Raw genomic sequence first — 25875 nt, 5'->3', positions numbered from 1 at the left:
TCTATGCTTTTAAATCTATTTCTTTCAAGTTTTCGATTCGATTTCGAACTAAGAAATCGTCTATGGTTTCAAAATGTTCTATAACTCTTTTTTCTTTGAACTCAAATACCTTATTTGATAACCCTCTTAAGAAATCTCGATCGTGAGATACTAGTATCAAGGTACCATCAAAAGCTAATAATGCTTCTTTTAGTACATCCTTAGATCTTATATCTAAATGATTGGTAGGCTCATCTAAGATTAACACATTAACAGGTTCTAGAAGTAATTTCACCATCGCTAATCGTGTTCTTTCTCCTCCAGAAAGCACACCTACCTTCTTATCAATATTATCTCCTCCAAACATAAACTGACTTAGAATGTTTTTGATCTGCGTTCTCACATCTCCTTTCGCTACCTCATCAACTGTCTGAAAAACCGTTAGATCAGGATCTAATAATGAAGCTTGATTTTGTGCAAAGTACCCCACTTTTGCGTTATGCCCCAAATTACATTCTCCTTCAAAATCAATCTCTCCCATAATCGCTTTAATCATAGTGGATTTTCCTTCTCCGTTTCTTCCCACAAAAGAAACTTTTTCTCCTCTAGCGATAGACAGATTGGCATTTTTAAAAACAATATGTTCATCATATTGTTTAGACAAATCTTTGGCAATTACTGGGTAATCTCCAGAGCGAGCAGCTGGTGGAAATTTTAGTTTTAAAGAAGAAGTGTCTACCTCATCGATCTCTATAATATCTAACTTCTCCAGCATACGTTCACGAGAATTAACCTGATTCGTTTTAGAATAGGTCCCTTTAAATCTTTCAATAAAACTTTTAGTATCTGCAATAAACTTTTGCTGCTCTTGATACGCTTTTATCTGGTGTGTTCTTCTCTCTTCTCTAAGTTGCAAGTAATGGGTATAATTCGCTTTATAATCATAGATTCTACCCATAGTAACTTCAATCGTTCTATTCGTAATATTGTCTATAAATGCTTTATCATGAGATATTACAATAACGGCCTTTGCTTTATTAAGTAAAAAATCTTCTAACCATATTACAGATTCTATATCTACGTGATTAGTAGGCTCATCCAAAAGAATCAAATCTGGTTTTTGTAATAAAATTTTGGCAAGTTCAATTCGCATTCTCCAACCACCACTAAACTCACTAGTTGGTCTTGTAAAATCTTCTCTTTTAAAACCTAACCCTTGTAATGCTTTCTCTACTTCGGCATCATAGTTTACCTCTTCTATGGCGTAGAATTTTTCTCCTAGATCGGTAACCTTCTGAATAATGCCCATATACTCATTAGAATCATAATCTGTACGAGTTTCTAACTCCTTATTAAGACGATCCATTTCTTGCTGCATTTCCTGAATCTGAACAAATGCTTTCGAAGCTTCTTCAAATACAGTACAGTCATCATCAGTAAGTAAATGTTGCGGTAGATATGCGATCACTGCTTCTTTGGGATAACGTATATTTCCTCTGGTTGCTTTTTGTACACCTGCAATAATCTTCATCATTGTAGATTTTCCTGCACCATTCTTACCCATAAGGGCAATTTTATCATTTTCATTAATCACAAAAGAAACATTATTAAACAATGTTTCACCACTAAACTCTACTGCAATTCCATCTACAGAAATCATATTATTTTTCTTTAAAAATGCAAAACTATAAAAAAGCAGATCACTGCAAAGGAATAATTACATAATAGACATTAAATCTTCTAAAAACCAAAACAGTGGCAGTCCTTAATGTGATTATTCTTGGCATTCTTTTTAGTTTAAAAATCATTTTATAAGTTTTAAAACCATTTACAAAAAAAAACCTAATCCTCATATTTACAAATAGTTACATTGTTGTTTTTGAAAAAATTCGTATATTTAAAAACCCATAGGTTAACTCCCCTCATTTTTAATTGTAAACAAAGTGTATTGCTTCTCAAAATTAGCAATACAAATTACGTATACACAAAATTGTCGATTATGGGAGCACTTACTAAACTTACAGGTCAAAAGAAAATGGAAGCCAAATGGAGTTTTATCATTCCTGGCACACTACTAATTTTTGGGTTTATACTCTTAATACTTTATTCCATTATTTCTGAACCGCATTGGACAACAGTACTATCTACCCTATCCATGGTTATGCTAGCCAGTTTCTCTGTAGGAGCATTAATTGGGTTTATTTTCGGAATCCCAAGAACATTACAAGAAAACATCACAGAAGGTGTAAAATCTAATAGTAATTTAGAACAACTATCCGATTGGTTAACAAAAATAATTGTCGGGGTGGGATTAGTAGAATCCAAAGAAGTTTTTGAGCTAATTGGGGGCTTAGCAGAAAAACTATCTTCTGGATTCACTAATGCGCCCTTAGGATATTCTATCATTGCATCTACATTAATTTTTTATTTTTTCGGAGGTTTTTTTATTAGCTATTTGTGGAGTAGAATTTTATTAGAACGCATCTTTATGGAAAATATGGACACTGAACGGAGAATTGCCGCACTAGAAGAAACAAAGGATATCCAAGATGAGATTAATGAATTACAATCTAATTATTCTAAAGAAAGTCTAAAATCTATTATCGACAAAAGTCTGGAGCAAACAAAAGATGCCAAAAAGCAGACCAATATATTCGGAAAAATCATTGGAGTCGCATACGACAAACTGGATTACTCATCTATTAACATTTTAGCGAATGAATATGATAGTAAGTTACAAATATCAGCAAATACATGGTCCGATATTGCTTTGGCTAATCTTAACCTCTATAATAGTTCTCATAATAAAATATACGCAGATGGTGTAAATCTGGCTTGCAATCGCTCTATAGAGTTATTACATAATTATGGTACCCCACAGATGATAAAAATATACCTCACGTTAGTTATATATAAAAAGGCAAAAGATGAAAATAATCCCGAAAAAATAGATCAAACCAGAAAGAGCGTAGAAAATATCATAAAAGAAATCAACGGATTAGACACAATTACGGCATATGAAGCATACGCATATATGCTTAAGAATGATACCACGATTTTTGGAAAATATAACGAGCTCTTTAGAACAGATTTTAAAGTTGCATGTGAGACGCTTAAGGATAGGTATCTGGAACATTTAAAAACTAGTAAAGCAGGAAAATAATGTTTCATATCTTTTAGCCATGAATCCTTATAAAAAGACATTCGAAACCTATAACAAGATAGCCTCATTATATGAGGAAGTATTCAGGGATATAGACTTATATAATGATACATATACTCTTTTTTGTAATGAATTAAGCCATACAAATCCATTTATTCTCGAAATAGGTTGCGGTCCTGGTAATATTACTAAGCACTTAGTATTAAAAAGACCCGATGCTCATATTATTGGAATCGACATTGCTCCTAACATGGTAAAACTAGCACAAAAGAACAATCCTTCTGTTAGTTTTAAAGTTATGGATGGCAGGCGAATTAACACACTAAAATCCAAATTTAATGGTATTATTTGTGGCTTTTATTTGCCTTATATATCTATATCAGATCGTATAGGTTTTATAAAAGATTGTGCAAATCTATTACTTGATCAAGGAATTCTATATATAAGTTTTGTAGAAGGAGATCATAGAGATTCTGGTTATCAAACTGGTAGCAGTGGTGATCAAGTGTATTTTAATTATCACAATATAAACCATCTAAAAAAAGAACTAACTACATTTCAATTCTCTACAATACATATAATACACAAAGACTACCCTAAAAAAGATGGAACCATCGAAATACATACTATTCTTATAGCAAGAAAAAACGATAGCGGTTAAAAGAATTAGGTCACAATGCAATGTAAAAGGATAAAGAAAATATAATTATCTTAGTATCAGATCTGTTTTTTTTCAATCTGTAAAAATCATTTGTCATGAAATTCAAAGGATACAAAGACATCAATAAACCACAATCTCTAGTTGCTGAGTTATTCGCTAACCCTAAATACTTAGGTGAATACCAAGAAGGCTTTATTAGAAAAGAATTGATTAGTGGAACTGAAAGTCAAGATGGAGCCGTTTCTAAAATGTATTATACCCATGGTTCACATGAGATGGAATTAACAGAAACTATAACCGTAAATAATCTTCCTGATACGTTCGAGGCTCATTATCATCATATTCATATGGATAATACGATGAAATGTTCCTTTATTGCTCTAGATGCCAATACAACTAGATATGAGTATGAATTTGAATATACCAGAATCAATTGGATCATGCCAAAACTTATGGCAATCCTATTTCCTAGTGCATATAAAAAACCAGCAGAAAAGTGGATGAATAATTTTAAAGAATTTGTAGAAAAGCAGTAAAAAACGCATACATCTTAATTAATAAACTCAAACAAATGTGGAAAGAAAAACTAGCAATCTATGATCAATTAGTTGACAAATGTCCTAGATTCGAAAGAAAGGGTAAAACAATGCCTTATACATCTGCTAATGGATACATGTTTTCTTTGTTTAATAAAGCGGGCGAAATAGGAATTAGATTTTCTAAAGAAATACAACAAAAATATATAGAAGAATTTCCTACTACCTTATACAAATCATATGGAGCTACCATGAAAGGATATATTTTGATTCCAGAAAATATGTGGGATGATCTGGATACGCTGGCAGTATATCTTAATGAAAGCTATGATTATGTAATGTCGTTAGAACCTAAATAATGATCATCTAGCCTTTTTTTAACATAAATAACTGTTACTAAGCTAATATTACATATGAGTATAGATCAACAAGAATATTTAATAAGAGATGCAAAACCCGATGAATTTCTCCAAATCGGAAAATTAATGGTACAAGTGTATTCTCAGTTAGAAGGGTTTCCTGATCAAAAAGAACAGCCTGAGTATTATAAAACACTTTATAATATAGGAAGTTTAACAAAAAAACCGAAAACCAGATTATTAATTGCTGTTTCTGCAACGGGAAAAATTGTAGGCGGAGTAGTTTATTTTAGCGACATGCAGTATTATGGTTCTGGCGGTATTGCTACACAAGAAAAGAACGCTGCTGGTTTTAGACTGCTGGCCGTTGACCCAACTATCAGAGGAAAAGGTATTGGTAAATTGCTAACAACCTATTGTATTGATCGTGCAAAAGAAGAAAAGCAAAAACAGTTAATAATACATTCTACAGTATCTATGCAAGTGGCATGGAAAATGTATGAGAATCTTGGCTTTAAAAGATCTAAAGACCTAGATTTCAAACAAGGAGAACTTGCAGTTTTTGGTTTTAGACTATCATTATGATAAAAACCATCAATTGATTATTTACTGCTTCACTTTTTTGAGTATTAGTAATATTTATAGGATAACCTCTACTTTTTAGCATTTAACTTATAATAGAAGGTATATTTTTAGACTATACAACCTCTCTACACATATTCTAAATCTTTAAATCAGGGAAAAAAACCCTTTCACTATCCGTCATACACCTATACACAAACCGTTATTTACTTCTTGATTAACAGTAACTTACGCTGTAGATTTGTTCCCACAAAGGTAAAGTTCCGGAATACCTGATTAAATTATTACATACTTTTAAAACCATTAATTATGAAAAAATCAATTTTTAAAACACTTGCCATTACCATGGCTCTTGGAGTAGTATTTGTAGCTTGTGAAGACAGAGAAGAAGAGTTACCAGATGAGCAATTGCAAGAAGTAAACCCTTCACCTACAAAAAATGCAGCCTATGTAGATGAACTGAGTCAAACTTCTTTTGATGTAGCCAAAATTCAAAAAAACGGACACGAATATCGCTTTATCGCATTGGGTGACGAAGACGAAATGATCATTGCAGAATCCTTATATGGTGATGCTGCTAAAAATGTAGAGGAAAGCCTACACAGTATTGATCAGTCACCTTTTAATCTTTTTGTTTCTTTAACAAAATCTTCAATACCAGTTCCAGAACGTATAGCAAAAACTGCAAAAGATTCTGAGATACAACAATCTGGCAGAGATATTGAAAGAAACGGGAACTTATTTGAGATCAATGATCCTAATTATTCAGGTTTCTCTACTCAAAAAGCTTGTTATGATATCGGTGCTACCAACTTTATGAATTCATATTGTGGAGGTGTTCCTGTTACCTCTACTCCAACAGATATTAGATTCTGTGATAATGGATTATGGAATTCATTAACCAGAAGCTCTTACTATGGTGGTGATTGGAAAGAACTTGATGACACCTATACACGTACCAATGTAGTATGCGGATTAACCAGGTTACAATTCTATGCTTGGGAAAACACAGCCTCTTGGCCATTTAGTAATTGGAAATGGGTATTAAAGTACCAATATGATTTACCAAATGGATACTGGTATTACTATTACTATACCTCTACAAACACAGAGCGACAAGTAAAAAGAACTCGACCATATAACACAGGTAATTTCAGAGCTTATACAAGGTTCTACTAATAGAGCATATTACACAAAAATTCATTACCCATTGTATCACTATTCATGATACAATGGGTTTATTTATTTTATCAAAAATTTGTAACTTGATCTTACATAAATATTTAAGTTTTTCTGATGGTTCCTAAACCCGAATTGTACTTCAAAAATGATAAAGAATGGCGTGTTTGGCTTCATGAAAATCATGCTTCATCCGATGGAGTATATTTGATTTTTTATAAGGTAGAAAGTAAACAACCTAGTATGCGGTGGGAAGAAGCTGTTAAAGTAGCTCTTTGTTATGGTTGGATAGACTCAACCGTTAAGAAATTAGATGAAGAAAAGAGAAGGCAATATTTCTGTCCACGTAAACCTAAAAGTGTATGGAGTAAACTAAACAAAACTTATATTGTTGACCTCAATAAAGAAGGACTAATCCATCAAAGTGGAATTGATGTTATCGCAAATGCAAAAAATAATGGCTCCTGGACAGCGTTGGATGATGTAGAAAATGGAGTCATTCCAGAAGATCTCAAAAAAGCTTTTAATAAAAATCCAATAGCTTTTAACAATTACAACAATTTCAGTCCTAGCTACCGTAAAAGCTATCTTTATTGGCTTAATCAAGCAAAACGTCAAGAAACAAGAGATAAAAGAATTACCGAAATCATACGGCTTTGTAAAGCAAACATTAAAAGTAGAGAAAACGGCAGGTAAAATTCATCTAAAAAAACGGTAGAAAAGTAGCATCTTTCACCATTAAAAAAAACAGTAAACACCTCCCTTAACAACACTTTAAGACATTTTATTATTGAATTCATTATTTTCGGTTTAGATAAACTGAATATCATGCGCAAACACATCTTTACTACTCTATTTTTAGGAGTATCTCTACTATGGAACATTCAAGCACAAAAAGACAAAAAAGACGATAAAAAAGAGGCGAAATGGGATGTTTCTAACCCCACAGGAGAATTTAATTATAAAAAACACGCATTTACCACTGATGAAGGTACTTGGATGAATCTCGATGTAAGTCCAGATGGAAAAACAATAGTTTTTGATCTTCTGGGAGACATTTATAGTATTCCTGTTTCAGGAGGAAAAGCCAAAACCTTACGAACAGGTATTCCTTTTGAAGTACAACCTCGTTTTAGTCCTGATGGTAATAAAATATCATTTACCAGTGATGCTGGTGGTGGAGATAACATTTGGATTATGGATACCGATGGAAGTAATGCTACACAAATTACCAAAGAAAAATTCAGGTTACTTAATAATGCGACTTGGATGCCCGATAATAATTATTTAATTGCCAGAAAACATTTTACTTCTCAACGCTCATTAGGTGCTGGAGAAATGTGGCAATTTCATATTACTGGAGGTTCTGGGATACAATTAACCAAAAGAAAAAATGATCAACAAGATGTAAATGAACCTAATGTTTCTCCTGATGGAAAGTTCATGTACTATAGCGAAGATATGTATCCAGGAGGGTTCTTTCAATACAATAAAGACCCAAACAAACAGATCTATGTAATTAAAAGATATAATTTTGAAACTGGAAAAACGACTACAATAACTGGTGGACCTGGAGGAGCAGCAAGACCGCAAGTATCTAGGGATGGAAAAAAATTGGCTTTTGTAAAAAGAGTACGTACCAGAACCGTTTTATATATTCATGACCTGGAAACTGGTGAAGAATGGCCAATTTATGACCAACTGAATAAAGATCAACAAGAAGCTTGGGCTATTTTTGGAGTCTATCCTAATTTTAGTTGGATGCCTGATAATAAAGAAATTGTATTCTGGTCTGCAGGAAAGATTCATAAAATCAATATCGAAAACTCCAGTGTAACCAATATTCCTTTCACGGTAGATGCTAACATAAATATTGCAGAAACGGTACATTTTGATTCGCCTGTTTCTCCAAAAGAATTTACCGCTAAAGTAATTCGTAATGCAGTAACTTCTCCTGATGGTAAAACGATTGTGTTTAGCGCACTTGGTCATATTTGGAGTAAAAAACTACCAAAAGGAGCGCCACAGCGATTAACAACACAAACCACAGATTTTGAGTTTGAACCTAGTTTTTCTCCAGATGGTCAACATATAGTTTTTGTAACCTGGAATGATGAAACTCTTGGTTCTATCTGTAAAACACCTATCACTGGAGGAAGTGTTACCAAATTAACTTCAGAAAAAGGGATTTATAGAACACCAGTGTATAATCCTGCTAACAATATGATCGCCTATAGAAAAGAAGCAGGTAATAGTGATCAAGGTAGAAGTTTTGATAAAAAAACAGGGATTTATACAATGTCTGCTACAGGAGCTAATGGGAAACTCATTTCAAAAGAAGGAGCATATCCTGTTTTTACTAAAGATGGAAAACGTATTTTCTATCAAACAGGGGGAACCTATTTTGGCAATCTAACCAAAGAATTAAAATCTGTAGATCTTAACGGAAAAGATAAAAAGACACATGTAAAATCTAAATATGCTAATAGATTGGTGCCAAGTCCAGATAACCAATGGATTGCTTTCACTCATTTACATAAAGCATATGTTGCACCTCTTATTATTAATGGAAAAGAAATAGATCTGGATAACAAATCTAAGTCTGTACCTGTATCTCAATTATCTAAGGATGCAGGAATTAATTTACATTGGTCTAGAGATAGTAAAAAAGTGTTTTGGACATTGGGAGATGAATATTTTTCTAACAATATCAAAGACCGATTCACTTTCTTACCAAACTCTCCCGAAAAAGTAGGAGATGTTAGTACTGAAGGTATCAAAATTAATTTAATCGCTAACACAGATACTCCATCAGGGAAAATCGCTTTTACCAATGCCCGAATCATTACTATGGAAAATGATCAGGTGATTGAAGAAGGAACCATTATTATCAATGGTAATATCATAGAAAAAATAGGAAAAACAAGTGAGATTACAGTTTCTGATGATGTAACGGTATTTGATATAAAAGGCAAGACAATTATGCCTGGTATTATAGATGCACATGCACATGTAGGTGCATTTAGATATGGTTTAACAACTCAAAAACACTGGCAATTGTATGCCAATCTAGCATTCGGAGTTACCACAGCACACGATCCCTCAGCAAATACCGAAACTGTATTTACCATTTCTGAATTAATAAAAAGTGGAAAAATGGTAGGACCACGCCTCTACTCTACTGGTTTTATATTATATGGAGCAGATGGAGACTTTAAGGCAGTGGTAAACAATTTGGAAGATGCAAGATCATCTATAAGACGAACAAAAGCATTTGGTGCTAAATCTGTAAAAAGTTATAACCAACCTCGTAGAGACCAGAGGCAACAAGTAATGCAGGCCGCACGAGAACTAAAAATAAATGTAGTTCCTGAAGGAGGTTCTACATTTTATCACAATATGACAATGATTATGGATGGTCATACTGGTATAGAACATAATATCCCTGTTGCTCCCGTATATAAAGATGTGAATGAATTATGGAAGACCAGTAAAACAGGATATACTCCTACCCTAATTGTAAATTACGGAGGAATGAACGGTGAATATTATTTCTATCAAAAAGATAATGTTTGGGAAAATGAAAAACTATTAAAATATACTCCCAGAAGTATTGTTGATGCTCGTTCACGTCATAGAACTATGGTTCCTGATGAAGAATATAAAAATGGTCATATTTTAGTTTCTAAAACAGCTACCTCTTTAACCAATCAAGGTGTGAAAGTAAATCTAGGAGCTCATGGTCAATTACAAGGTCTTGGCGCTCATTGGGAATTGTGGATGTTACAGCAAGGAGGCATGACCAATATGCAAGCATTACAGGCCGCTACGATCAATGGAGCTAATTATATTGGAGCAGGAAACGATATTGGATCTCTGAAAGAAGGGAAATTAGCAGATTTAATCGTTTTGGATAAAAATCCGCTTGAAAATATCCGAAACACAGAAACCGTAAAATACACTATGGTGAATGGTCGATTATACGACACAGATACAATGAATGAGATTGGTAATACTACTACCAAAAGAACCAAATTCTGGTGGGAACATACCAAATCCAACACTGCATTCCCTTGGCATGAAGAATCTCAAAGCTTCACACGTGCAGGATGTGGATGTCATTTAGGACATAATTAAAACATAAAATAATGAAAAATCTAGTTCCGTTTTTAGTAATTTTTACAATGCTAATTCAAAGTTGCACGAACACTAATAATGAAGAAAAAGTGATTGTTGAAAAAGTGCAAAAAGAAACAACTAATTATTTTGATTATACCAATCGTGATGATCAGTTTATGGGCGGTATTAAAATGATACCCATTACTACTCCCAAAGGAACGTTTAAAGTTTGGACAAAACGAGTAGGTAGTAATCCAAAAATCAAAGTATTACTGCTTCACGGAGGTCCAGGAATGACCCATGAAATTTATGAATGTTTTGACGGTTTTTTTCCTCAAGAAGGTATTGAATACTACTACTATGACCAACTTGGATCATATTATAGCGATCAACCTAAAGATAAAAGCTTATGGGATCTTGATCGATTTGTAGAAGAAGTAGAACAAGTACGTATTGCTTTAGGATTAAACAAAGATAATTTTTACCTCTACGGACAATCTTGGGGAGGAATTTTGGGCATGCAATACGCTTTAAAATATCAAAAAAACCTGAAAGGACTTGTGATCTCTAATATGGTTGCTTCTATTCCAGAATATCAAAAGTATTCTGATGAAGTGTTAGCTCCACAATTAGACCCAGAAGTATTAAAAGAAATTATGAGCTATGAGGATAAAGAAGATTATTCTAATGAAAGGTATTTGGATTTAATTGTGCAACACTATTATACGAAACATATTATAAGAATGCCAGTTGACCAATGGCCTGATCCAATTAATAGAGGGTTTAAGCACCTCAATCCAGACGTATATGTTACCATGCAGGGACCAAGTGAATTTGGAATCAAAGGAGATGCTACTCTTAAAAATTGGGATGTAAAGGATCAATTATCCCAAATTACAGTTCCTACATTAGCCATTGGAGCAACATATGATACCATGGATCCTAAGGAAATGGAATGGATTGCCAATGAAGTACAAAATGGTAGATACCTGCATTGTCCTAATGGAAGTCACTTATCACAATTTGATGATCAAAAAAACTTCTTTAATGGTTTGATTAAGTTTATTAAAGATGTAGATAATGGAACATTTGACAATAAATAATCTATGCAACTAGCTCAAGTTAATATTGCCGAAATGCTTGCTCCAATTAATGACCCTATCATGGAAGACTTTGTCAATAATCTGGATAGGATTAATGAATTGGCAGAACAAAGTCAAGGTTTTATATGGAGGCTTAAAGGTGATGAAGGTAATGCAACCGCTATCACTGTATTTGATAATCTTTTTCTAATTATTAATATGTCTGTTTGGGAAAACATAGAAACTCTATTTGATTTCGTCTATAAAACAGCACATTCAGATATTTTAAAACGGAAAAAGGAATGGTTTCATAAAATGCCCCGAATGCATATGGCTTTTTGGTATGTAGAAGATGGTCACGAACCTACTCCTGAAGAAGCTAAGGAACGTTTATATTATTTACAAGAGCATGGCGAAACTCCTTATGCTTTCTCATTTAAAAGTAAATTCACAATCGATGATGCAATCAATTATGAAAAGTGATATCATAATAATATTTACTTTACTATGCCTTAGTATTTTAGGTTGTTCTAAAAAAGAAAAGAAGCAATATGATATTGTAATTTCTAATGTTAACCTGATTGAGATTGAAAATGGTAATATTTCTAAAAAGACCATGTATATCAACGATGGAAAAATTGTAAAGCTTGAAAATAATGATAGCACTAACAACTATATAACTAAAAATAAAATAGACGGTACAGAAAAATTTCTTCTTCCAGGATTTTGGGATAATCATATTCATCTTAGAGGTGGAGATGCATTGATAGATGAAAACAAAAACTTACTTCCCCTATTTATAGCAAACGGAATTACCACGATAAGAGATGCTGGAGGTGATCTTACTACTGAGGTAATAAAGTGGAAAAAAGAAATAGAGGGCAATAAACTTATTGGGCCAACCATTTATACTTCGGGCCCTAAACTGGATGGAGCAAATGCAACTTGGGCAGGTTCTTTAGTTATTGAGTCTTCTGAAGATGTAACCAAAGCTTTGGACTCATTAGCGCGAATACCTTCTGATTTTGTAAAAATATATGATAGTAGAATTTCTAGAGAAAATTATTTAGAAATTCTAAAACAAGCAACAAATAGAGGTGTAATCTCTTCTGGCCATATGCCTTTTACTGTGGAACTAAACGAGGCTATCGATGCAGGAATTGGAGCTATTGAACACTTATATTATATTTTGAAAGGATGTTCTTCTGAAGAAGCTAGTATTACACAAGCTATTATTAGTAAGGAATTAAGTTTTTGGGATGCTATGGATAGTTTGATTACTACCTATAATGATAGTACTGCTCAAAAAACATTTTCCCAATTAAAAGATAATAACACTTATGTGGTACCTACCTTGCATATTGGAAACATCCTAAGTTATCTTGATGAAGTAGATCATAGTAATGATCCTTACTTAAAAATCATCGGAAAAGGAATTATAAAAACCTATGATGGCCGTATCAAGCGAGCACTTTCAGCTTCTGATGAAGCTAAAAAATCAAGAAAAGAACTCAACGCTTTCTTTAAAAAACTTACTAAATATTTACAAGAGGCAGATGTTAAACTTCTGGCGGGATCAGACAGTGGCGCGTATAATTCATATACTTATTCGGGAATTTCTTTACATAAAGAATTAGAAGCAATGGTATCTGTTGGATTGACACCACTAGAAGCGATACAGACCTCAGCATATCACGGATCTAAGTACCTTAAAAAGAATAAAACCTCAGGTACCATAGAGATTGGTAAAGATTCGGATCTTGTAATTCTTCATGAGAATCCACTATTAAACATTAAGAATACCCAAAATATTTTTCGGGTAGTCAAAGGGCAAAAAATATACGATCCTTTAGAGATAACAAAACAATACAATTGTCAAGAGTGCTTTTCTTTTGAAAATTAAATCACGTTATAATGAAAAAACATTTTTTTTTGCTCTTTGCTATATCACTTATAGCTTGTGCACAACAACCATCAGAACCTAAAATTAAATCAGGAACGCTAATCACTAATATCAATATTATTGATGTCGTTAGTGGTTCAGTTAAAGAAAAACAACAGATTGTTATCGATTCTGGAAAAATTAAAAGCATTTCTGAAACTATAGAAAATATTGGGAATTATACAACTATAATTGATGGTAATGGAAAATATGCAATCCCTGGATTAGCAGAGATGCACGCACATATTCCACAGCCTTCTACTAACCAAAAACGTATTGAAGAAGTTCTATTTCTATATCTTTCTAATGGAATCACAACTATCAGAGGGATGCTAGGTCATTCTTCTCATCTTGTATTAAGAGAAAAAGCAGCGAAAGGAGAAATTCTAAGTCCAAGAATATTTACTTCGAGTCCTTCGCTAAACGGTAATTCAGTTCAAACTAAAGAAGAAGCTATTTCCAAAGTCACAACATATAAAAAAGAAGGATATGATTTTCTTAAGATTCATCCAGGAATTAAACTAGAAGTTTTTGATCAAGTAGTAACAACAGCTAATGACGTTGGGATCACTTTTTCTGGTCACATTCCCACAGATGTTGGTATTCGTCACGCTATAGAAAGTAATTACGCTTCAATTGATCATGTAGATGGTTTTCTAGAAGGTTTAGTTCCCGCTTCAGCAAATGTTAATCCCTCAGACAATGGATTTTTTGGATATAATTTTACTCCATTAGCTGATGAATCTAAAATCGATGAACTGGTAAAACTTTCTAAAAAAAACCAAGTTTGGATTGTTCCTACTCAAAGTTTATTCGAACGATGGTTTGCTCCAGTATCTGCCGACGTATTATTACAAGATCCAGAAATGAAGTATATGCCAGCCTCTACATTAGTTAATTGGAAACAGAGAAAAGGACAATACACTGAAAACAACCCTAATTTTAATGAAGAACAATGGAAGCAATTTAATTCCATCAGAAGAAAATTAATCAAAGCCTTACAAGATCAAGGTCACGGAATGTTATTAGGATCTGATGCTCCTCAACTATTTAATGTACCAGGCTTCTCAATTCATCATGAAATCAACGGAATGAAACAAGCGGGTTTAACTCCTTTGCAAATTATACAATCTGGAACTATCAATCCTGCAAAATTCTTTAATCAGCAAAATATTTTTGGACAAGTTAAAGAAGGGCTTGAAGCTGATCTCGTTATATTAGACCAAAACCCTTTGCAAAACATTAAATCTTTACAACAAATTTATGGAGTCATGATCCAAGGAAAATGGCTTTCAAAAGAAGATATTAATAAAAAGCTAGAAGAAATCGCTAATAACGCGGCAAATAACTAACTTTAGAAATAAAAACTGATGACAAAAGCACTCTTCTTTTTAATATTCTTAGCGTGCTCTTATAACATAATTGCGCAGGAAAATAATATTCCAGATGTAACAGTATTTAATGTTAATGGTGAAGAAATAAATATTTTAGATCAAATTGATAAACTTACAATTATTGATTTTTGGGCAACTTGGTGTAAACCTTGTATTGCTCAAATGCCTGATCTAGAAAAAATAAAAGCTTCTTACAAAGGTAAAGTGGAAGTTATTTCTATTTCCATTGATCATAATTATGATCAATGGGTAAGTTTTGTTTCAAAAAGAAAAACAAATGATCATCACTATTTAATTGGAAAAAATAATCCATTAATAAAATTTATTACTGTTTCTTGGCAAGATGAAGGCTTTGCGGGATCGTCAACATCGATTCCTGTTATTATACTTGTGGATAAAAATGGTAAGATTATCAATAAAAATTGTCCACATCCAGCTTCTGGAAGCTTTAAAGAACTTGTTAAACAAAATATATAAATCCCATATGATGAGAAAAACATATGTACTATTAGTCTCTCTAATATGCTTTGCATTATCTATACATGCTCAAAAGGTAAAAATACCAATTGACACTACTGTAGTTACCAATCATACCACTATCATTAAAGGAAAAACAATACCTTATAAAGCGACTACAGGGTTCCAGCCAGTTTGGAATGAAATGGGAGAACCCATTGCCTCTCTATTTTACACATACTACAAAAGAAATGATATTAAAAATGATGAAAACAGGCCTTTACTAATTTCCTTTAACGGAGGTCCAGGATCTGCCTCTGTATGGATGCATGTGGCCTACACTGGTCCCAGAATTCTAAAAATAGATAATGAAGGTTTTCCTGTTCAACCATACGGAATCAAAGCCAATCCTAATTCAATATTAGATGTAGCAGATATCGTATTTGTGAATCCAGTAAATACAGGATATTCCAGAATGTTAAAGGATGCAGAAGGTAAGATGCCAGACAAGAAAATATTTTTTGGAGTCAATGAGGATATTAAATATTTAGCAACATGGATCAATACCTTTATGACAAGGAACAATCGTTGGCGTTCTCCTAAATATTTAATTGGAGAAAGTTATGGAACCACGAGAGTTTCTGGCTTAGCTCTAGAATTACAGGATAGCCATTGGATGTTTCTGAATGGAGTAATTCTAGTATCTCCTACTCAGATTGGTTTTAAGTTTGACGGACCAGTAGAAGTGGCAAATCGCCTTCCCTATTTTACCGCTGCTGCCTGGTATCATAAGATGTTACCCACAGAATTGCAAAGTAAGGATCTATTAGAAATATTGCCTGAAGTAGAAAATTACGCAATCAATGAATTACTTCCTGCAATTGTAAAAGGAGGCTACCTATCTAATTCCAAAAAAGAAGAGATCATTACTAAGATGGCCTACTATTCTGGCTTATCGAAGAAAACAATACGTCAAAACAACCTTGAAGTACCAAAAAGTTATTTCTGGAAAGATCTGCTTAGAGAAAAAGAAGGGTATACAATAGGTAGATTAGATTCTAGGTATAAAGGAATGGATATCAAAGAATCTGGTGATAGTCCAGATTATAACAGTGAATTAACGGCCTGGCTACATGCGTTTACACCAGCAATCAATTACTATATCACTGAGGAATTAAATTTTAAGACAGATCTAAAATATAATATGTTTGGACCTGTGCGCCCTTGGGACAGAACAAAAGGCAATAATACTGGAGAAAATCTTAGAAAAGCCATGGCAATGAATGCTAATTTACATACCATGATTCAATCAGGATATTTTGACGGTGCTACAACCTATTTTAATGCAAAGTATGTAATGTGGCAACTTAACGCTAATGGAAAATTAACGAATCGACTTAGTTTTAAAGGATATCGCAGTGGCCATATGATGTATCTTCGTAATGAAGATTTAATTCAGGCTAATGAAGATATTAGAACATTTATTACTACATCTTCTTCTAAAATATCCAAAGGCTCTAAATATTAAACTATGGGTGCAATTATTAAAATCAAACCATTAGGTTTCACTTGGGAAACCAGCGATCCATTCTTATTTTGTGCATATCACGAAGATCAGTATCCTAAAGGAAATGAAAAACTTGGCCCAAATGCTTCTCTTGAAGGAAGAAATATTGGTCAGGATTTTGTGCTTAAAGATGGATGGAGAATGTATCACGGCGATACTGTTCCTGGATTTCCTGCACATCCTCATCGTGGTTTTGAAACAGTAACCATTGTACAAAAAGGTTTGGTAGATCATTCTGATTCCTTGGGTGCTGCTGGAAGATTTGGCAATGGTGATGTTCAATGGATGACAGCTGGTAAAGGCGTGCAACATTCAGAAATGTTTCCTTTACTTAATACAAAAGAAGAAAATCCCTTTTTATTGTTTCAGATTTGGCTCAATTTACCAAGAGATAAAAAAATGGTAGCGCCTCATTTTAAAATGCTGTGGAAAGAAGAAATACCTGAAATAACTGTTAGGGACGCTGATAGCAATACGATACAAATAACATTAATTGCAGGAAAACTTGAAGAACACACAGCTCCTGATCCTGCACCAGACTCATGGGCAGCCAATCCAGAAAATGAAATTGCTATTTGGACAATCAAGATGGCTCCAAATGCAGAATATACATTCCCCAATACATCAAAAGGAATAAATCGTTCTGTCTATTTCTTTAAAGGAAATGAAATTACAAGTGAAGGGTATACAATTCCAGTAAATCATGAAATTATCACTCACGGTGATAAAAAATTTACACTGAAAAATGGTGATACAGAAGCACATTTTCTATTACTGCAAGGTAAACCTATACAAGAACCAGTAGTAAAACAAGGCCCATTTGTAATGAATAGTCAGGCAGAAATCCGTGAAGCTATTTTAGAATATCAACAAACAGAATTCGGTGGATGGCCGTGGAAAAGTTATGATCACGTACATGAAAAATCTAAAGGACGTTTTGCATTATACCCAGACGGCACTGAAATAACTAAAAACACCTAACAAACTAAAAAAGAACAACATAACCTATTTTACTTGTAGATTTTGATTCATTTCTCTTTTAAAACTACTATTAAAATACTATCTTTATTTAAGGGAATTAAAAGTTAATGGTTTAAACAGTTAATTTATATGCTCAAAAAACTACAATGCTTGCCCCTGCTACTTCTCTTGTTTTTTACAATATTTTCTTGTACCCAATCATCAATGTTAAGTGATGATGAAAAAAAATGGTTACAACAAAACGACAGTATTACCGTTGGATTATTTCCCTATTACCCTCCATATCAATTTATTAATGAACAGAACGAAGTTGATGGAGTTTTCATAGATTATTTTGAACTTATAGAGCAAAAAATTAATTATAAATTCAAAAAAAAACGATATGATGAATGGCCCATATTGTTGCAAGATCTAAAAGACAATAAGATTAATTTAACTCTTGAAATACAGGAAACCCAAAATCGCACACCATATCTAAAATTTTACACTCCTCTTTTTAAATCTCAGCATGTAATTGTAACCAGAAAGAACGACTCTTTTGGGAATAAAATAGAAGATCTAAACAATAAAACTATTGTAGTTCCTCAGGATTATGCAATAACAGAAAACTTACAACTCAGTTATCCAGAATTTAATATCATAACATTTAAAAACGAATTAGTCTGTTTGCAAAAATTAAATGCTGGTGAGTTCGATGCCTATATTGGACCTAGAGCTGTTGCTAATTATTTTATTAGATCAGGAAAACTCAATAACTTAAAATTGAATTCTGGTATTGATTTTTTCTATGAACCTGGATTAGGAATCAATACCAGTAATGATATCCTTGATGGTATTATTTCAAAAGCAATTAATAATATCACAAAAGAAGAAAAAGAATCGATATTAAATAATTGGTTTTATGTTAATGTGGTCTCTTTTTATCAAACACCCAAGTTTTGGATTCTTGTTGTTTTAATAACATTACTATTATTTATCATTGGCGCTTCTTTTAACGCGTATCTCAAGTTTAAAATAAAACAGAGAACAGAAGAACTATTAATTGCTAAGGATATTGCAGAAGAAAGTAATCGTTTAAAAACCAACTTTATTAAAAACATACCTCAAGAAATACGAACGCCTATGAATGGAATCATTGGACTTTCAGAATTTCTTAATGATGAAGGGATAAGTACAGAACAAAGAAAAAAGTTTACTCAAATGATTATAGGGAATAGTAAAGAATTACTTTCTATTATCGACAATATTCTTGAAATTTCTCAATTACAAACTAAAAGGTTTACGCTTAGATTAGTCGAAATCGATCTTCAAAGCACTTTCCAAACAATACTATCCTATTATGAAATTAAAGCTAAAGAAAAAAACATAAAGCTTGAGGTAGAAAACAATATTTCAGATCATCAGAACCTCGTATTAATGGATCGATCTAAATTAAATAAAGTTCTGAATGTTCTGGTTGATAATGCTATTAAATATACCGAAAAAGGGTCGGTAACAATCTCATATACCATAGAAAATGATTTTTTATGTATATCTATAAAAGATACTGGAATTGGTATTCCCGAAAAAAAACAACATCATATCAAAGAAAGTCTTGCATCTACGTCAGAGAATCCAACCAGTGAATACAAGGGATTAGGTTTAGGATTAACTATTGCTAAAAAGAATGCCGATTTTATTGGAGCTGAGATAAACCTGAAAAGTAATAACCATGGTACAAATTTTAGAGTAAAATTACCATATCATCCAGTACATCAACATCCATCAGGTATTGCGAATAATGAAAAAAAGAAAGAACCCAAAGCAGAAAAGCATATTATTTTAATAGCTGAAGATGGAGAAACCAATTTCTTGTTTTTAAAAACAATTCTTACCAAAATGGTGGATTATGATTTTATGATTTACAGAGCCAAAAACGGAAAAGAAGCAGTAACTATATGTCAGGAAAATGAAAATATCGATTTGGTTTTGATGGATATTAAAATGCCTATTATGGATGGGTATGATGCTACAAAATATATAAAAAAGATGAGGCCAGATTTACCCATAATTGCACAAACAGCATATTCAATTGAAGATGATATACAAAAAGCGTTAGATGCTGGTTGCGATGACTTTGTATCTAAACCTGTAGATAGAAAAGTTCTTAAACCAATACTAAATAAATATTTCACTGCATTTAAAAATAAGCGTAACAAGGTGATCAACTCAAAATAACATATGTGTAAAAAAATAACATATCTTTTTCTTATCACTTCCTTAATTGTAGGAATATCATCCTGTTCCAACAATGGTGTTCTTAATAAAAAAGAAAAAAACTGGCTTCAGCAAATCGATACAATTAGTGTGGCCGTGTACCCTTATTATCCTCCATATCAATTTATCAACAAAAAGGACAGCATTGATGGAATCTTAACCGAATACCTTGATCTTATTGAAGAAAAAATAGATTACACCTTTGAGAAAAAATATTATACAAACTGGAGTTCATTATTAGAAGACACCAAAAAGAAAAAGATAGATATTGTTCTGGAGATGCAGAAGACCACTGAAAAAGAAAAATATCTAAATTTTTATACGAAATTTTTTGAGTCTCCTTTCGTGTTAGTTGTAAAATCAGATGTCGATTCTTCTGTAACCCTTCAAGACCTTTATTCTAAAATAGTTACTGTACCTAAAGGATATTCTATTGACGATCACCTTAGAGAGTATTATCCGTATCTAAACATCCAAAACTATGACGATGACATTACTTGTTTACAGATGGTCCAATCTGGAGTTTGTGATGCGTATGTTGGGCCAAAAGCTGTGGTTAATTACTTAATGAAATCAGAACATTTAACTGAATTAAAAGTGATCTCGGAAATAGGTCATAGTTATATTCCAAGTATAGCTGTAACCAAAGAAAACAAAGTACTTAACCGAATTATATCTAAAGCAACCAATAATGTTTCTAATAAAGAAAAACAAGCAATTTTAGATAATTGGTTGTTTACTATGGTTAAACCTTTTTATAAAAAATCTAAATTTTGGATCATCACATCCATTATTGTGGTATCAGCATTAACAGCTATTCTCTTTATATATTTTTATTTAAAATTTAAAATCAATCAAAAGACCAAAGAGCTACAAATAGCAAAAGACAAAGCGGAAGAAAGTAACCGAATAAAAACTAATTTCATTCAGAATATATCTCATGAAATCAGAACTCCTATGAATGGAATTATGGGGTTTTCTGATTTATTAAGATCTAATTCTCTAACTCCTGAAGAAAGAAGAGAATACACTGATATTATTATCGATAGTGGTAAAGACCTTATTACATCCGTAGATAATATTTTGGAAATTTCTATACTAGAAACCAAACAAAGCAAAGTACGTTTTACGGAGACCAATATAAAAGAACTTCTTTTGGGATTGATTTCTCAATTTACCTATAAAGCAAAAGATAAAAATCTCGCATTACATTTAGATAATAAAATTACTGAAAATCAAAACATTATTACTACCGACAAGTCAAAACTTCATAAAATACTTGGTAGTCTTATTGACAACGGTATTAAATTCACCAATACTGGTTCTGTAACAATCTTTTCTTATATTGTGGAAGATTCTGTAGTATTCTCTATAAAAGATACCGGAATTGGAATTAAGCAAAAAGATCAAAAAATTATTTTTAAGAGTTTCTCTCAATCAGAAAAAGAAATTTCTAAAAACTTTGGAGGTCTCGGCTTGGGCCTAGCTATTGCCAAAAAATATGCTGATTTAATTGGAGGAAAAATTTCCTTTGTAAGTAAAGAAAAAGAAGGAACAACCTTCTTATTAAAAATTCCTTATACCCCAATGCAGGATAACGTAGACGTATCTTCTAATAAAGAAGAAAAAATAAAACCCGAAAAACATGTAGTACTAATTGCAGAAGATGGAGAAATAAATTATCTGTTTTTAAAAACTGTTCTTACCAAAATGACTGACTTTGAGTTTGTAATTTATCGTGGTAAAAATGGTAAAGAAGCAGTAGAAATATGTGAAGAAAATGAAAATATTGATATGGTTTTGATGGACATTAAAATGCCAATTATGGATGGATATGATGCCACAAAACGTATTAAAAAAATGCGCCCTCAATTACCTGTAGTGGCACAAACCGCTTACTCCACAGAAGAAGATATCGAAAGAGCACTAGCTGCTGGTTGTGATGATTTTGTTTCTAAACCTGTAGATCGAAAAATACTAAGACCTATCCTAGATAAATATTTTTCTTTGTTCACTAACAAATAATACCATTGCTCTCAATCAAGGAACAATACCAAGGCTTTTTAGACAGTCACTTGCTCTGGAAAGATGACGCTCTTTTTGGATTATCACAATTTATTACGACTGAATCCTCTAAAATCATTCCAAATGATTTGCACATTAATATTTCTGATAATGAGGTATTAGGAAAAAGAATTGAACATTTTTTTGAGTATTATTTACTTAAAAATAAGCACTATAATATCATTCTAAAAAGTCTACAGATCTTTAAGAATAAAATAACTATTGGCGAATTAGATTTTTTGATAGAAGATAAACGGCAACAATCCGTTTTGCATATTGAACTAATTTATAAATTCTACCTATATAACCCTAAAACAAGTGAAACAGAGCTAGAAAGATGGATTGGTCCTAATCAAAAAGATAGTCTGTTAGAAAAAGTAAATAAGTTAAAAGAAAAACAACTACCACTACTCTATCGTAAAGAAACTATTCTTGCTCTCGAAGAATTAGGGCTTCATTGTAATAATATTACACAGCAAATATGTTTTTTCGGAAATCTATTCCTTCCTTTATCATATCTACATACACCTATATTACATCTTAATAAGGATTGTATTCAAGGGTTTTGGATCCATTCAGAAGAATTTACAACAGAAAAGTATAGTGCACTTCTTTTTTATATTCCTCAAAAAAAAGATTGGATCGTTCATCCTAAGAATAACAAAGTTTGGCTTTCATTCGAAGCAATATCGAAGCAACTAAAAACCTCGCTCTCCAAAAAAAAATCTCCATTACTTTGGATAAAAAGCAATGAAGATTCTTTTTCTAAATGTTTTATTGTTTGGTGGTAGTTACAAATATCTTATAAATCACTTATATAACTACCGTATAAATCTTTAAATCTAAATCCCTCAGAAAGTCTGTATTTACTTAATTTTTTATATTCTACTAATCCCCATAACAAAAATTCCTTCATAAAATAACTGTCCTTATGATCAACAGTTTCTTGATACTTATGAATCAAATCATTTAGTGGTTTTATTTGGTCCAGTGTCTCAAGGTACACTGATTCTGGAACATCATCTAAAAGTTCAAAACCACTTTCTTCAAAAAACCAATCAATCAATTCCTGATATGGACTTCTTTCACCTTCTTTTTCCAATCTTTCAATTTTAGGAAAATACTCCGGAAACAAGGTTTTTATAGCATCAGAAATCAAAGCATGCGCAACAGAAGCCGCTCCTTCTTGTTCTCCTTCATAAACCAATTCTATTTTACCAGTAATTGCAGGAACAACACCCATAAAATCACTCAACCTCAATAAGGTTTGATCATCTCCAGATTTTAATGACCTATATTCTGCAGTGCTTAATAAGTTTTCATAAGCAGTTATACTCATTCTCGCACTTACACCACTTTTAGCATCAACAAACTCACTTTCTCTTGCTTGAAAACTAATTTGTTCTAATAAATCCTTAGCTAAATCTGGTATATGTACCAGATTGCTTTGCCTAACATCTAATTTTGCTTCTTGTTGCGTTATAGTCTTAGCTATTTCAATTGTTTCTGGGTAATGAGTTAGTATTTGAGAACCAATTCTATCTTTAAGCGGAGTAACGATACTACCTCTATTGGTATAATCTTCAGGGTTAGCAGTAAATACAAATTGCATATCTAATGGCAACCTAAGTTTAAATCCTCTTATCTGTATGTCTCCTTCTTGTAAAATATTAAATAAAGCTACCTGAATACGTGCTTGTAAATCAGGTAATTCATTAATTACAAAAATGCAACGGTTAGCTCTAGGAATCATCCCAAAATGGATTACTCTATCATCTGCATAGCTTAATTTTAGATTCGCCGCTTTGATAGGATCTACATCTCCAATAATATCTGCAACAGTTACGTCTGGTGTTGCCAATTTCTCTGCAAAACGATCATTCCTATGGATCCAAGAAACAGGGGTTTCATCTCCTTTTTCTTTGATTAAATTAACTGCATATCTCGAAATTGGATGAAATGGATCATCATGAATCTCTGATCCTTCTATTATAGGAATCCATTCATCTAAAAGGTTAATCATTTGTCTAGCTAAACGAGTTTTTGCTTGGCCTCGTAATCCTAATAAATTGATATTATGTCTAGATAAGATTGCCCGCTCCAGTTCTGGAATTACTGTATTTTCATATCCATGAACACCCACAAAAGTATCTTCTTTATTACTTATCTTAGTTCTTAAATTATCTCTAAGTTCATCCTTTATACTTTTACTTTTATATCCTGATTCTTTTAATTGTCCAAATGTTTTTATACTCTTTGTATCCATATTTTTCTTCTCAGCAAAATTCTAGTTGTATACTATCTTTTATCCTCTAATTCTTTTTTTTCTATTGGTTTCATAATCCTCAAAAATCATTTCACCCAAACCTTTTAAGCCTGTATAAAAAGCTTTTCCTTGATTAGCGTGCGTAAATTCTCTTACAAACTGCATCAAATAAGGATCTTGTGCAATCATAAATGTGGTAATGGGAATGTGCAGTTTTCTAGCCTGTTGTGCCATCATATAACATTTATTTACAATTTGCCTATCCAATCCATTACTATTCTTATAATACTGTCCATCAGACATTCTTAGGCAACTAGGTTTACCATCAGTAATCATAAAAATCTGTTTGTTGGTATTTCGTTTCCTTCTAAGCATATCCATTGCTAACTGTAACCCAGCAACTGTATTGGTATGATAAGGTCCAACTTGTAAATAGGGTAAGTCCTTAATTGCAATTGGCCAGGCATCATTTCCAAACACTAAAATATCTAGAGTATCTTTAGGATATCTTGTAGTTATGAGTTCAGCTAATGCCATTGCTACTTTTTTAGCGGGAGTGATACGATCTTCTCCATATAAAATCATACTATGACTAATGTCGATCATCAGCACTGTACTCATTTGGGCTTTGAATTGAGTTTCTTCAACTACCAGATCATCTTCAGTTAGATTAAAATTACCAATTCCATGATTTATCTGTGCATTTTTTAAACTTTCGGTTATCGATATTCTTTCTATCGCATCCCCATATTGGTAATTTCTAAACTCTCCAGCATGTTCATCACCTCTTCCTGTATATTTTGTTCTATGATTTCCAGTTCTTCCTCGCTTTAAATTTCCAAATATCTGATCCAATGCTCTTTGTCTGATCGATTGTTCTGTTTTAGATGTAATAGACATTCCACCTTTACCATCTGGTCTTATTTCTTCACGGATATATCCTTTCCTTTTAAGATCTTCGATAAAATCATCCATGGTATAGTCCTCACTGGTAAGTTCATATTCTCTATCCAGTTCTTTCATCCAATCTATAGCCTCATCCAGATCCCCAGAAGTATGCGTAATAATTTCTTGAAAAATATCAAAAAGCTTATCAAATGGAGACTGTTCTGGAGCCTCATATTTCTTAAAAGCAAACCCTTTTTTAAAAATTTCCTTTTTCTTTTCCATTATATAAAGTTAGCATAATTTATAAAAGATATCGACTGAAAAGGGCTCTAATTCATCAGAATTAACATATGTTTTGGAGAATTAACCTTAGATCACTCCCCATTTCTTTTTGTAATATA

At 32.5% G+C, this 25875-nt stretch carries 21 protein-coding genes; 18 read left to right on the top strand and 3 right to left on the bottom strand.

What is annotated here, in order from left to right:
• Position 1: 1 nt before the first annotated feature.
• Positions 2 to 1639, bottom strand: coding sequence for an ABC-F family ATP-binding cassette domain-containing protein (locus QBK95_RS16135; protein WP_280935581.1), 1638 nt, complete (start codon positions 1637 to 1639; stop codon positions 2 to 4).
• A gap of 339 nt (positions 1640 to 1978) precedes the next feature.
• On the opposite strand from QBK95_RS16135, the gene QBK95_RS16130 reads away from it, so the two are divergent.
• The 18 genes from QBK95_RS16130 to QBK95_RS16045 all read left to right on the top strand — a co-directional run bounded on the left by QBK95_RS16130 (position 1979) and on the right by QBK95_RS16045 (position 23111).
• Complete coding sequence (locus QBK95_RS16130) at positions 1979 to 3142, top strand: LapA family protein (RefSeq protein WP_280935580.1); 1164 nt, start codon at positions 1979 to 1981, stop codon at positions 3140 to 3142.
• A gap of 19 nt (positions 3143 to 3161) precedes the next feature.
• On the top strand, positions 3162 to 3803 hold the full coding sequence (locus QBK95_RS16125; RefSeq protein WP_280935579.1) for a class I SAM-dependent methyltransferase: 642 nt from the start codon (positions 3162 to 3164) through the stop codon (positions 3801 to 3803).
• Between the two features lie 95 nt (positions 3804 to 3898).
• Entirely contained in the window at positions 3899 to 4339 is a 441-nt protein-coding gene (locus QBK95_RS16120; protein ID WP_280935578.1) for an SRPBCC family protein, read from the top strand.
• Between the two features lie 35 nt (positions 4340 to 4374).
• Positions 4375 to 4698 (top strand): hypothetical protein, encoded by a 324-nt coding sequence (locus tag QBK95_RS16115; protein WP_280935577.1) that lies wholly within the window; start codon positions 4375 to 4377, stop codon positions 4696 to 4698.
• A 54-nt stretch (positions 4699 to 4752) separates the two neighbouring features.
• Positions 4753 to 5283 (top strand): GNAT family N-acetyltransferase, encoded by a 531-nt coding sequence (locus QBK95_RS16110; RefSeq protein ID WP_280935576.1) that lies wholly within the window; start codon positions 4753 to 4755, stop codon positions 5281 to 5283.
• A gap of 306 nt (positions 5284 to 5589) precedes the next feature.
• Positions 5590 to 6459, top strand: a complete 870-nt coding sequence (locus tag QBK95_RS16105; RefSeq protein ID WP_280935575.1) for a hypothetical protein — start codon at positions 5590 to 5592, stop codon at positions 6457 to 6459.
• Between the two features lie 117 nt (positions 6460 to 6576).
• Positions 6577 to 7155 (top strand): YdeI/OmpD-associated family protein, encoded by a 579-nt coding sequence (locus tag QBK95_RS16100; RefSeq protein ID WP_280935574.1) that lies wholly within the window; start codon positions 6577 to 6579, stop codon positions 7153 to 7155.
• A gap of 132 nt (positions 7156 to 7287) precedes the next feature.
• The gene (locus QBK95_RS16095) at positions 7288 to 10596 is read left to right on the top strand and encodes an amidohydrolase family protein (protein ID WP_280935573.1); all 3309 of its coding nucleotides are present in this window, start codon (positions 7288 to 7290) and stop codon (positions 10594 to 10596) included.
• An 11-nt stretch (positions 10597 to 10607) separates the two neighbouring features.
• Positions 10608 to 11681 carry a proline iminopeptidase-family hydrolase gene (locus QBK95_RS16090; protein ID WP_280935572.1) on the top strand — a complete coding sequence of 358 codons (1074 nt, stop codon included), beginning with the start codon at positions 10608 to 10610 and terminating at the stop codon, positions 11679 to 11681.
• Between the two features lie 3 nt (positions 11682 to 11684).
• Positions 11685 to 12143 carry a DUF3291 domain-containing protein gene (locus tag QBK95_RS16085; RefSeq protein WP_280935571.1) on the top strand — a complete coding sequence of 153 codons (459 nt, stop codon included), beginning with the start codon at positions 11685 to 11687 and terminating at the stop codon, positions 12141 to 12143.
• Entirely contained in the window at positions 12118 to 13563 is a 1446-nt protein-coding gene (locus tag QBK95_RS16080; protein WP_280935570.1) for an amidohydrolase family protein, read from the top strand. Before QBK95_RS16085 ends, QBK95_RS16080 begins: the two co-directional genes overlap by 26 nt.
• A gap of 11 nt (positions 13564 to 13574) precedes the next feature.
• Entirely contained in the window at positions 13575 to 14954 is a 1380-nt protein-coding gene (locus QBK95_RS16075; protein ID WP_280935569.1) for an amidohydrolase family protein, read from the top strand.
• Positions 14955 to 14972: 18 nt separating this feature from the next.
• Positions 14973 to 15473: a TlpA family protein disulfide reductase gene (locus tag QBK95_RS16070; RefSeq protein ID WP_280935568.1), complete on the top strand. Its 501-nt coding sequence runs from the start codon at positions 14973 to 14975 to the stop codon at positions 15471 to 15473.
• Positions 15474 to 15483: 10 nt separating this feature from the next.
• Positions 15484 to 16980 carry a S10 family peptidase gene (locus QBK95_RS16065; protein WP_280935567.1) on the top strand — a complete coding sequence of 499 codons (1497 nt, stop codon included), beginning with the start codon at positions 15484 to 15486 and terminating at the stop codon, positions 16978 to 16980.
• A 3-nt stretch (positions 16981 to 16983) separates the two neighbouring features.
• Positions 16984 to 18000, top strand: a complete 1017-nt coding sequence (locus QBK95_RS16060) for a pirin family protein (RefSeq protein WP_280935566.1) — start codon at positions 16984 to 16986, stop codon at positions 17998 to 18000.
• 129 nt (positions 18001 to 18129) lie between these two features.
• Positions 18130 to 20217: a response regulator gene (locus QBK95_RS16055; RefSeq protein ID WP_280935565.1), complete on the top strand. Its 2088-nt coding sequence runs from the start codon at positions 18130 to 18132 to the stop codon at positions 20215 to 20217.
• A gap of 3 nt (positions 20218 to 20220) precedes the next feature.
• On the top strand, positions 20221 to 22281 hold the full coding sequence (locus QBK95_RS16050; protein ID WP_280935564.1) for a response regulator: 2061 nt from the start codon (positions 20221 to 20223) through the stop codon (positions 22279 to 22281).
• A 5-nt stretch (positions 22282 to 22286) separates the two neighbouring features.
• The gene (locus tag QBK95_RS16045) at positions 22287 to 23111 is read left to right on the top strand and encodes a DUF1853 family protein (protein WP_280935563.1); all 825 of its coding nucleotides are present in this window, start codon (positions 22287 to 22289) and stop codon (positions 23109 to 23111) included.
• A gap of 11 nt (positions 23112 to 23122) precedes the next feature.
• Here the strand turns inward: QBK95_RS16045 and QBK95_RS16040 are convergent, their stop codons facing one another.
• Together QBK95_RS16040 and QBK95_RS16035 are read right to left on the bottom strand one after the other, a co-directional pair.
• The gene (locus QBK95_RS16040) at positions 23123 to 24586 is read right to left on the bottom strand and encodes a magnesium chelatase (protein WP_280935562.1); all 1464 of its coding nucleotides are present in this window, start codon (positions 24584 to 24586) and stop codon (positions 23123 to 23125) included.
• A 39-nt stretch (positions 24587 to 24625) separates the two neighbouring features.
• The gene (locus tag QBK95_RS16035) at positions 24626 to 25756 is read right to left on the bottom strand and encodes a vWA domain-containing protein (protein WP_280935561.1); all 1131 of its coding nucleotides are present in this window, start codon (positions 25754 to 25756) and stop codon (positions 24626 to 24628) included.
• Positions 25757 to 25875: the final 119 nt, after the last annotated feature.

Origin of the sequence: Aquimarina mycalae (genome assembly GCF_029906345.1) — a bacterium.
GTDB lineage: Bacteria > Bacteroidota > Bacteroidia > Flavobacteriales > Flavobacteriaceae > Aquimarina.
The sequence above is the reverse complement of the archived record's forward strand: the minus strand, read 5'-3'. Positions and strand labels throughout refer to the sequence as shown.

What these genes read in the sequence shown, in the direction of transcription:
- QBK95_RS16135 (WP_280935581.1), bottom strand. Translation starts at nt 1,639, where the DNA reads ATGATTTCTGTAGATGGAATTGCAGTAGAGTTTAGTGGTGAAACATTG.
- QBK95_RS16130 (WP_280935580.1), top strand. Translation starts at nt 1,979, where the DNA reads ATGGGAGCACTTACTAAACTTACAGGTCAAAAGAAAATGGAAGCCAAA.
- QBK95_RS16125 (WP_280935579.1), top strand. Translation starts at nt 3,162, where the DNA reads ATGAATCCTTATAAAAAGACATTCGAAACCTATAACAAGATAGCCTCA.
- QBK95_RS16120 (WP_280935578.1), top strand. Translation starts at nt 3,899, where the DNA reads ATGAAATTCAAAGGATACAAAGACATCAATAAACCACAATCTCTAGTT.
- QBK95_RS16115 (WP_280935577.1), top strand. Translation starts at nt 4,375, where the DNA reads ATGTGGAAAGAAAAACTAGCAATCTATGATCAATTAGTTGACAAATGT.
- QBK95_RS16110 (WP_280935576.1), top strand. Translation starts at nt 4,753, where the DNA reads ATGAGTATAGATCAACAAGAATATTTAATAAGAGATGCAAAACCCGAT.
- QBK95_RS16105 (WP_280935575.1), top strand. Translation starts at nt 5,590, where the DNA reads ATGAAAAAATCAATTTTTAAAACACTTGCCATTACCATGGCTCTTGGA.
- QBK95_RS16100 (WP_280935574.1), top strand. Translation starts at nt 6,577, where the DNA reads ATGGTTCCTAAACCCGAATTGTACTTCAAAAATGATAAAGAATGGCGT.
- QBK95_RS16095 (WP_280935573.1), top strand. Translation starts at nt 7,288, where the DNA reads ATGCGCAAACACATCTTTACTACTCTATTTTTAGGAGTATCTCTACTA.
- QBK95_RS16090 (WP_280935572.1), top strand. Translation starts at nt 10,608, where the DNA reads ATGAAAAATCTAGTTCCGTTTTTAGTAATTTTTACAATGCTAATTCAA.
- QBK95_RS16085 (WP_280935571.1), top strand. Translation starts at nt 11,685, where the DNA reads ATGCAACTAGCTCAAGTTAATATTGCCGAAATGCTTGCTCCAATTAAT.
- QBK95_RS16080 (WP_280935570.1), top strand. Translation starts at nt 12,118, where the DNA reads ATGATGCAATCAATTATGAAAAGTGATATCATAATAATATTTACTTTA.
- QBK95_RS16075 (WP_280935569.1), top strand. Translation starts at nt 13,575, where the DNA reads ATGAAAAAACATTTTTTTTTGCTCTTTGCTATATCACTTATAGCTTGT.
- QBK95_RS16070 (WP_280935568.1), top strand. Translation starts at nt 14,973, where the DNA reads ATGACAAAAGCACTCTTCTTTTTAATATTCTTAGCGTGCTCTTATAAC.
- QBK95_RS16065 (WP_280935567.1), top strand. Translation starts at nt 15,484, where the DNA reads ATGAGAAAAACATATGTACTATTAGTCTCTCTAATATGCTTTGCATTA.
- QBK95_RS16060 (WP_280935566.1), top strand. Translation starts at nt 16,984, where the DNA reads ATGGGTGCAATTATTAAAATCAAACCATTAGGTTTCACTTGGGAAACC.
- QBK95_RS16055 (WP_280935565.1), top strand. Translation starts at nt 18,130, where the DNA reads ATGCTCAAAAAACTACAATGCTTGCCCCTGCTACTTCTCTTGTTTTTT.
- QBK95_RS16050 (WP_280935564.1), top strand. Translation starts at nt 20,221, where the DNA reads ATGTGTAAAAAAATAACATATCTTTTTCTTATCACTTCCTTAATTGTA.
- QBK95_RS16040 (WP_280935562.1), bottom strand. Translation starts at nt 24,586, where the DNA reads ATGGATACAAAGAGTATAAAAACATTTGGACAATTAAAAGAATCAGGA.
- QBK95_RS16035 (WP_280935561.1), bottom strand. Translation starts at nt 25,756, where the DNA reads ATGGAAAAGAAAAAGGAAATTTTTAAAAAAGGGTTTGCTTTTAAGAAA.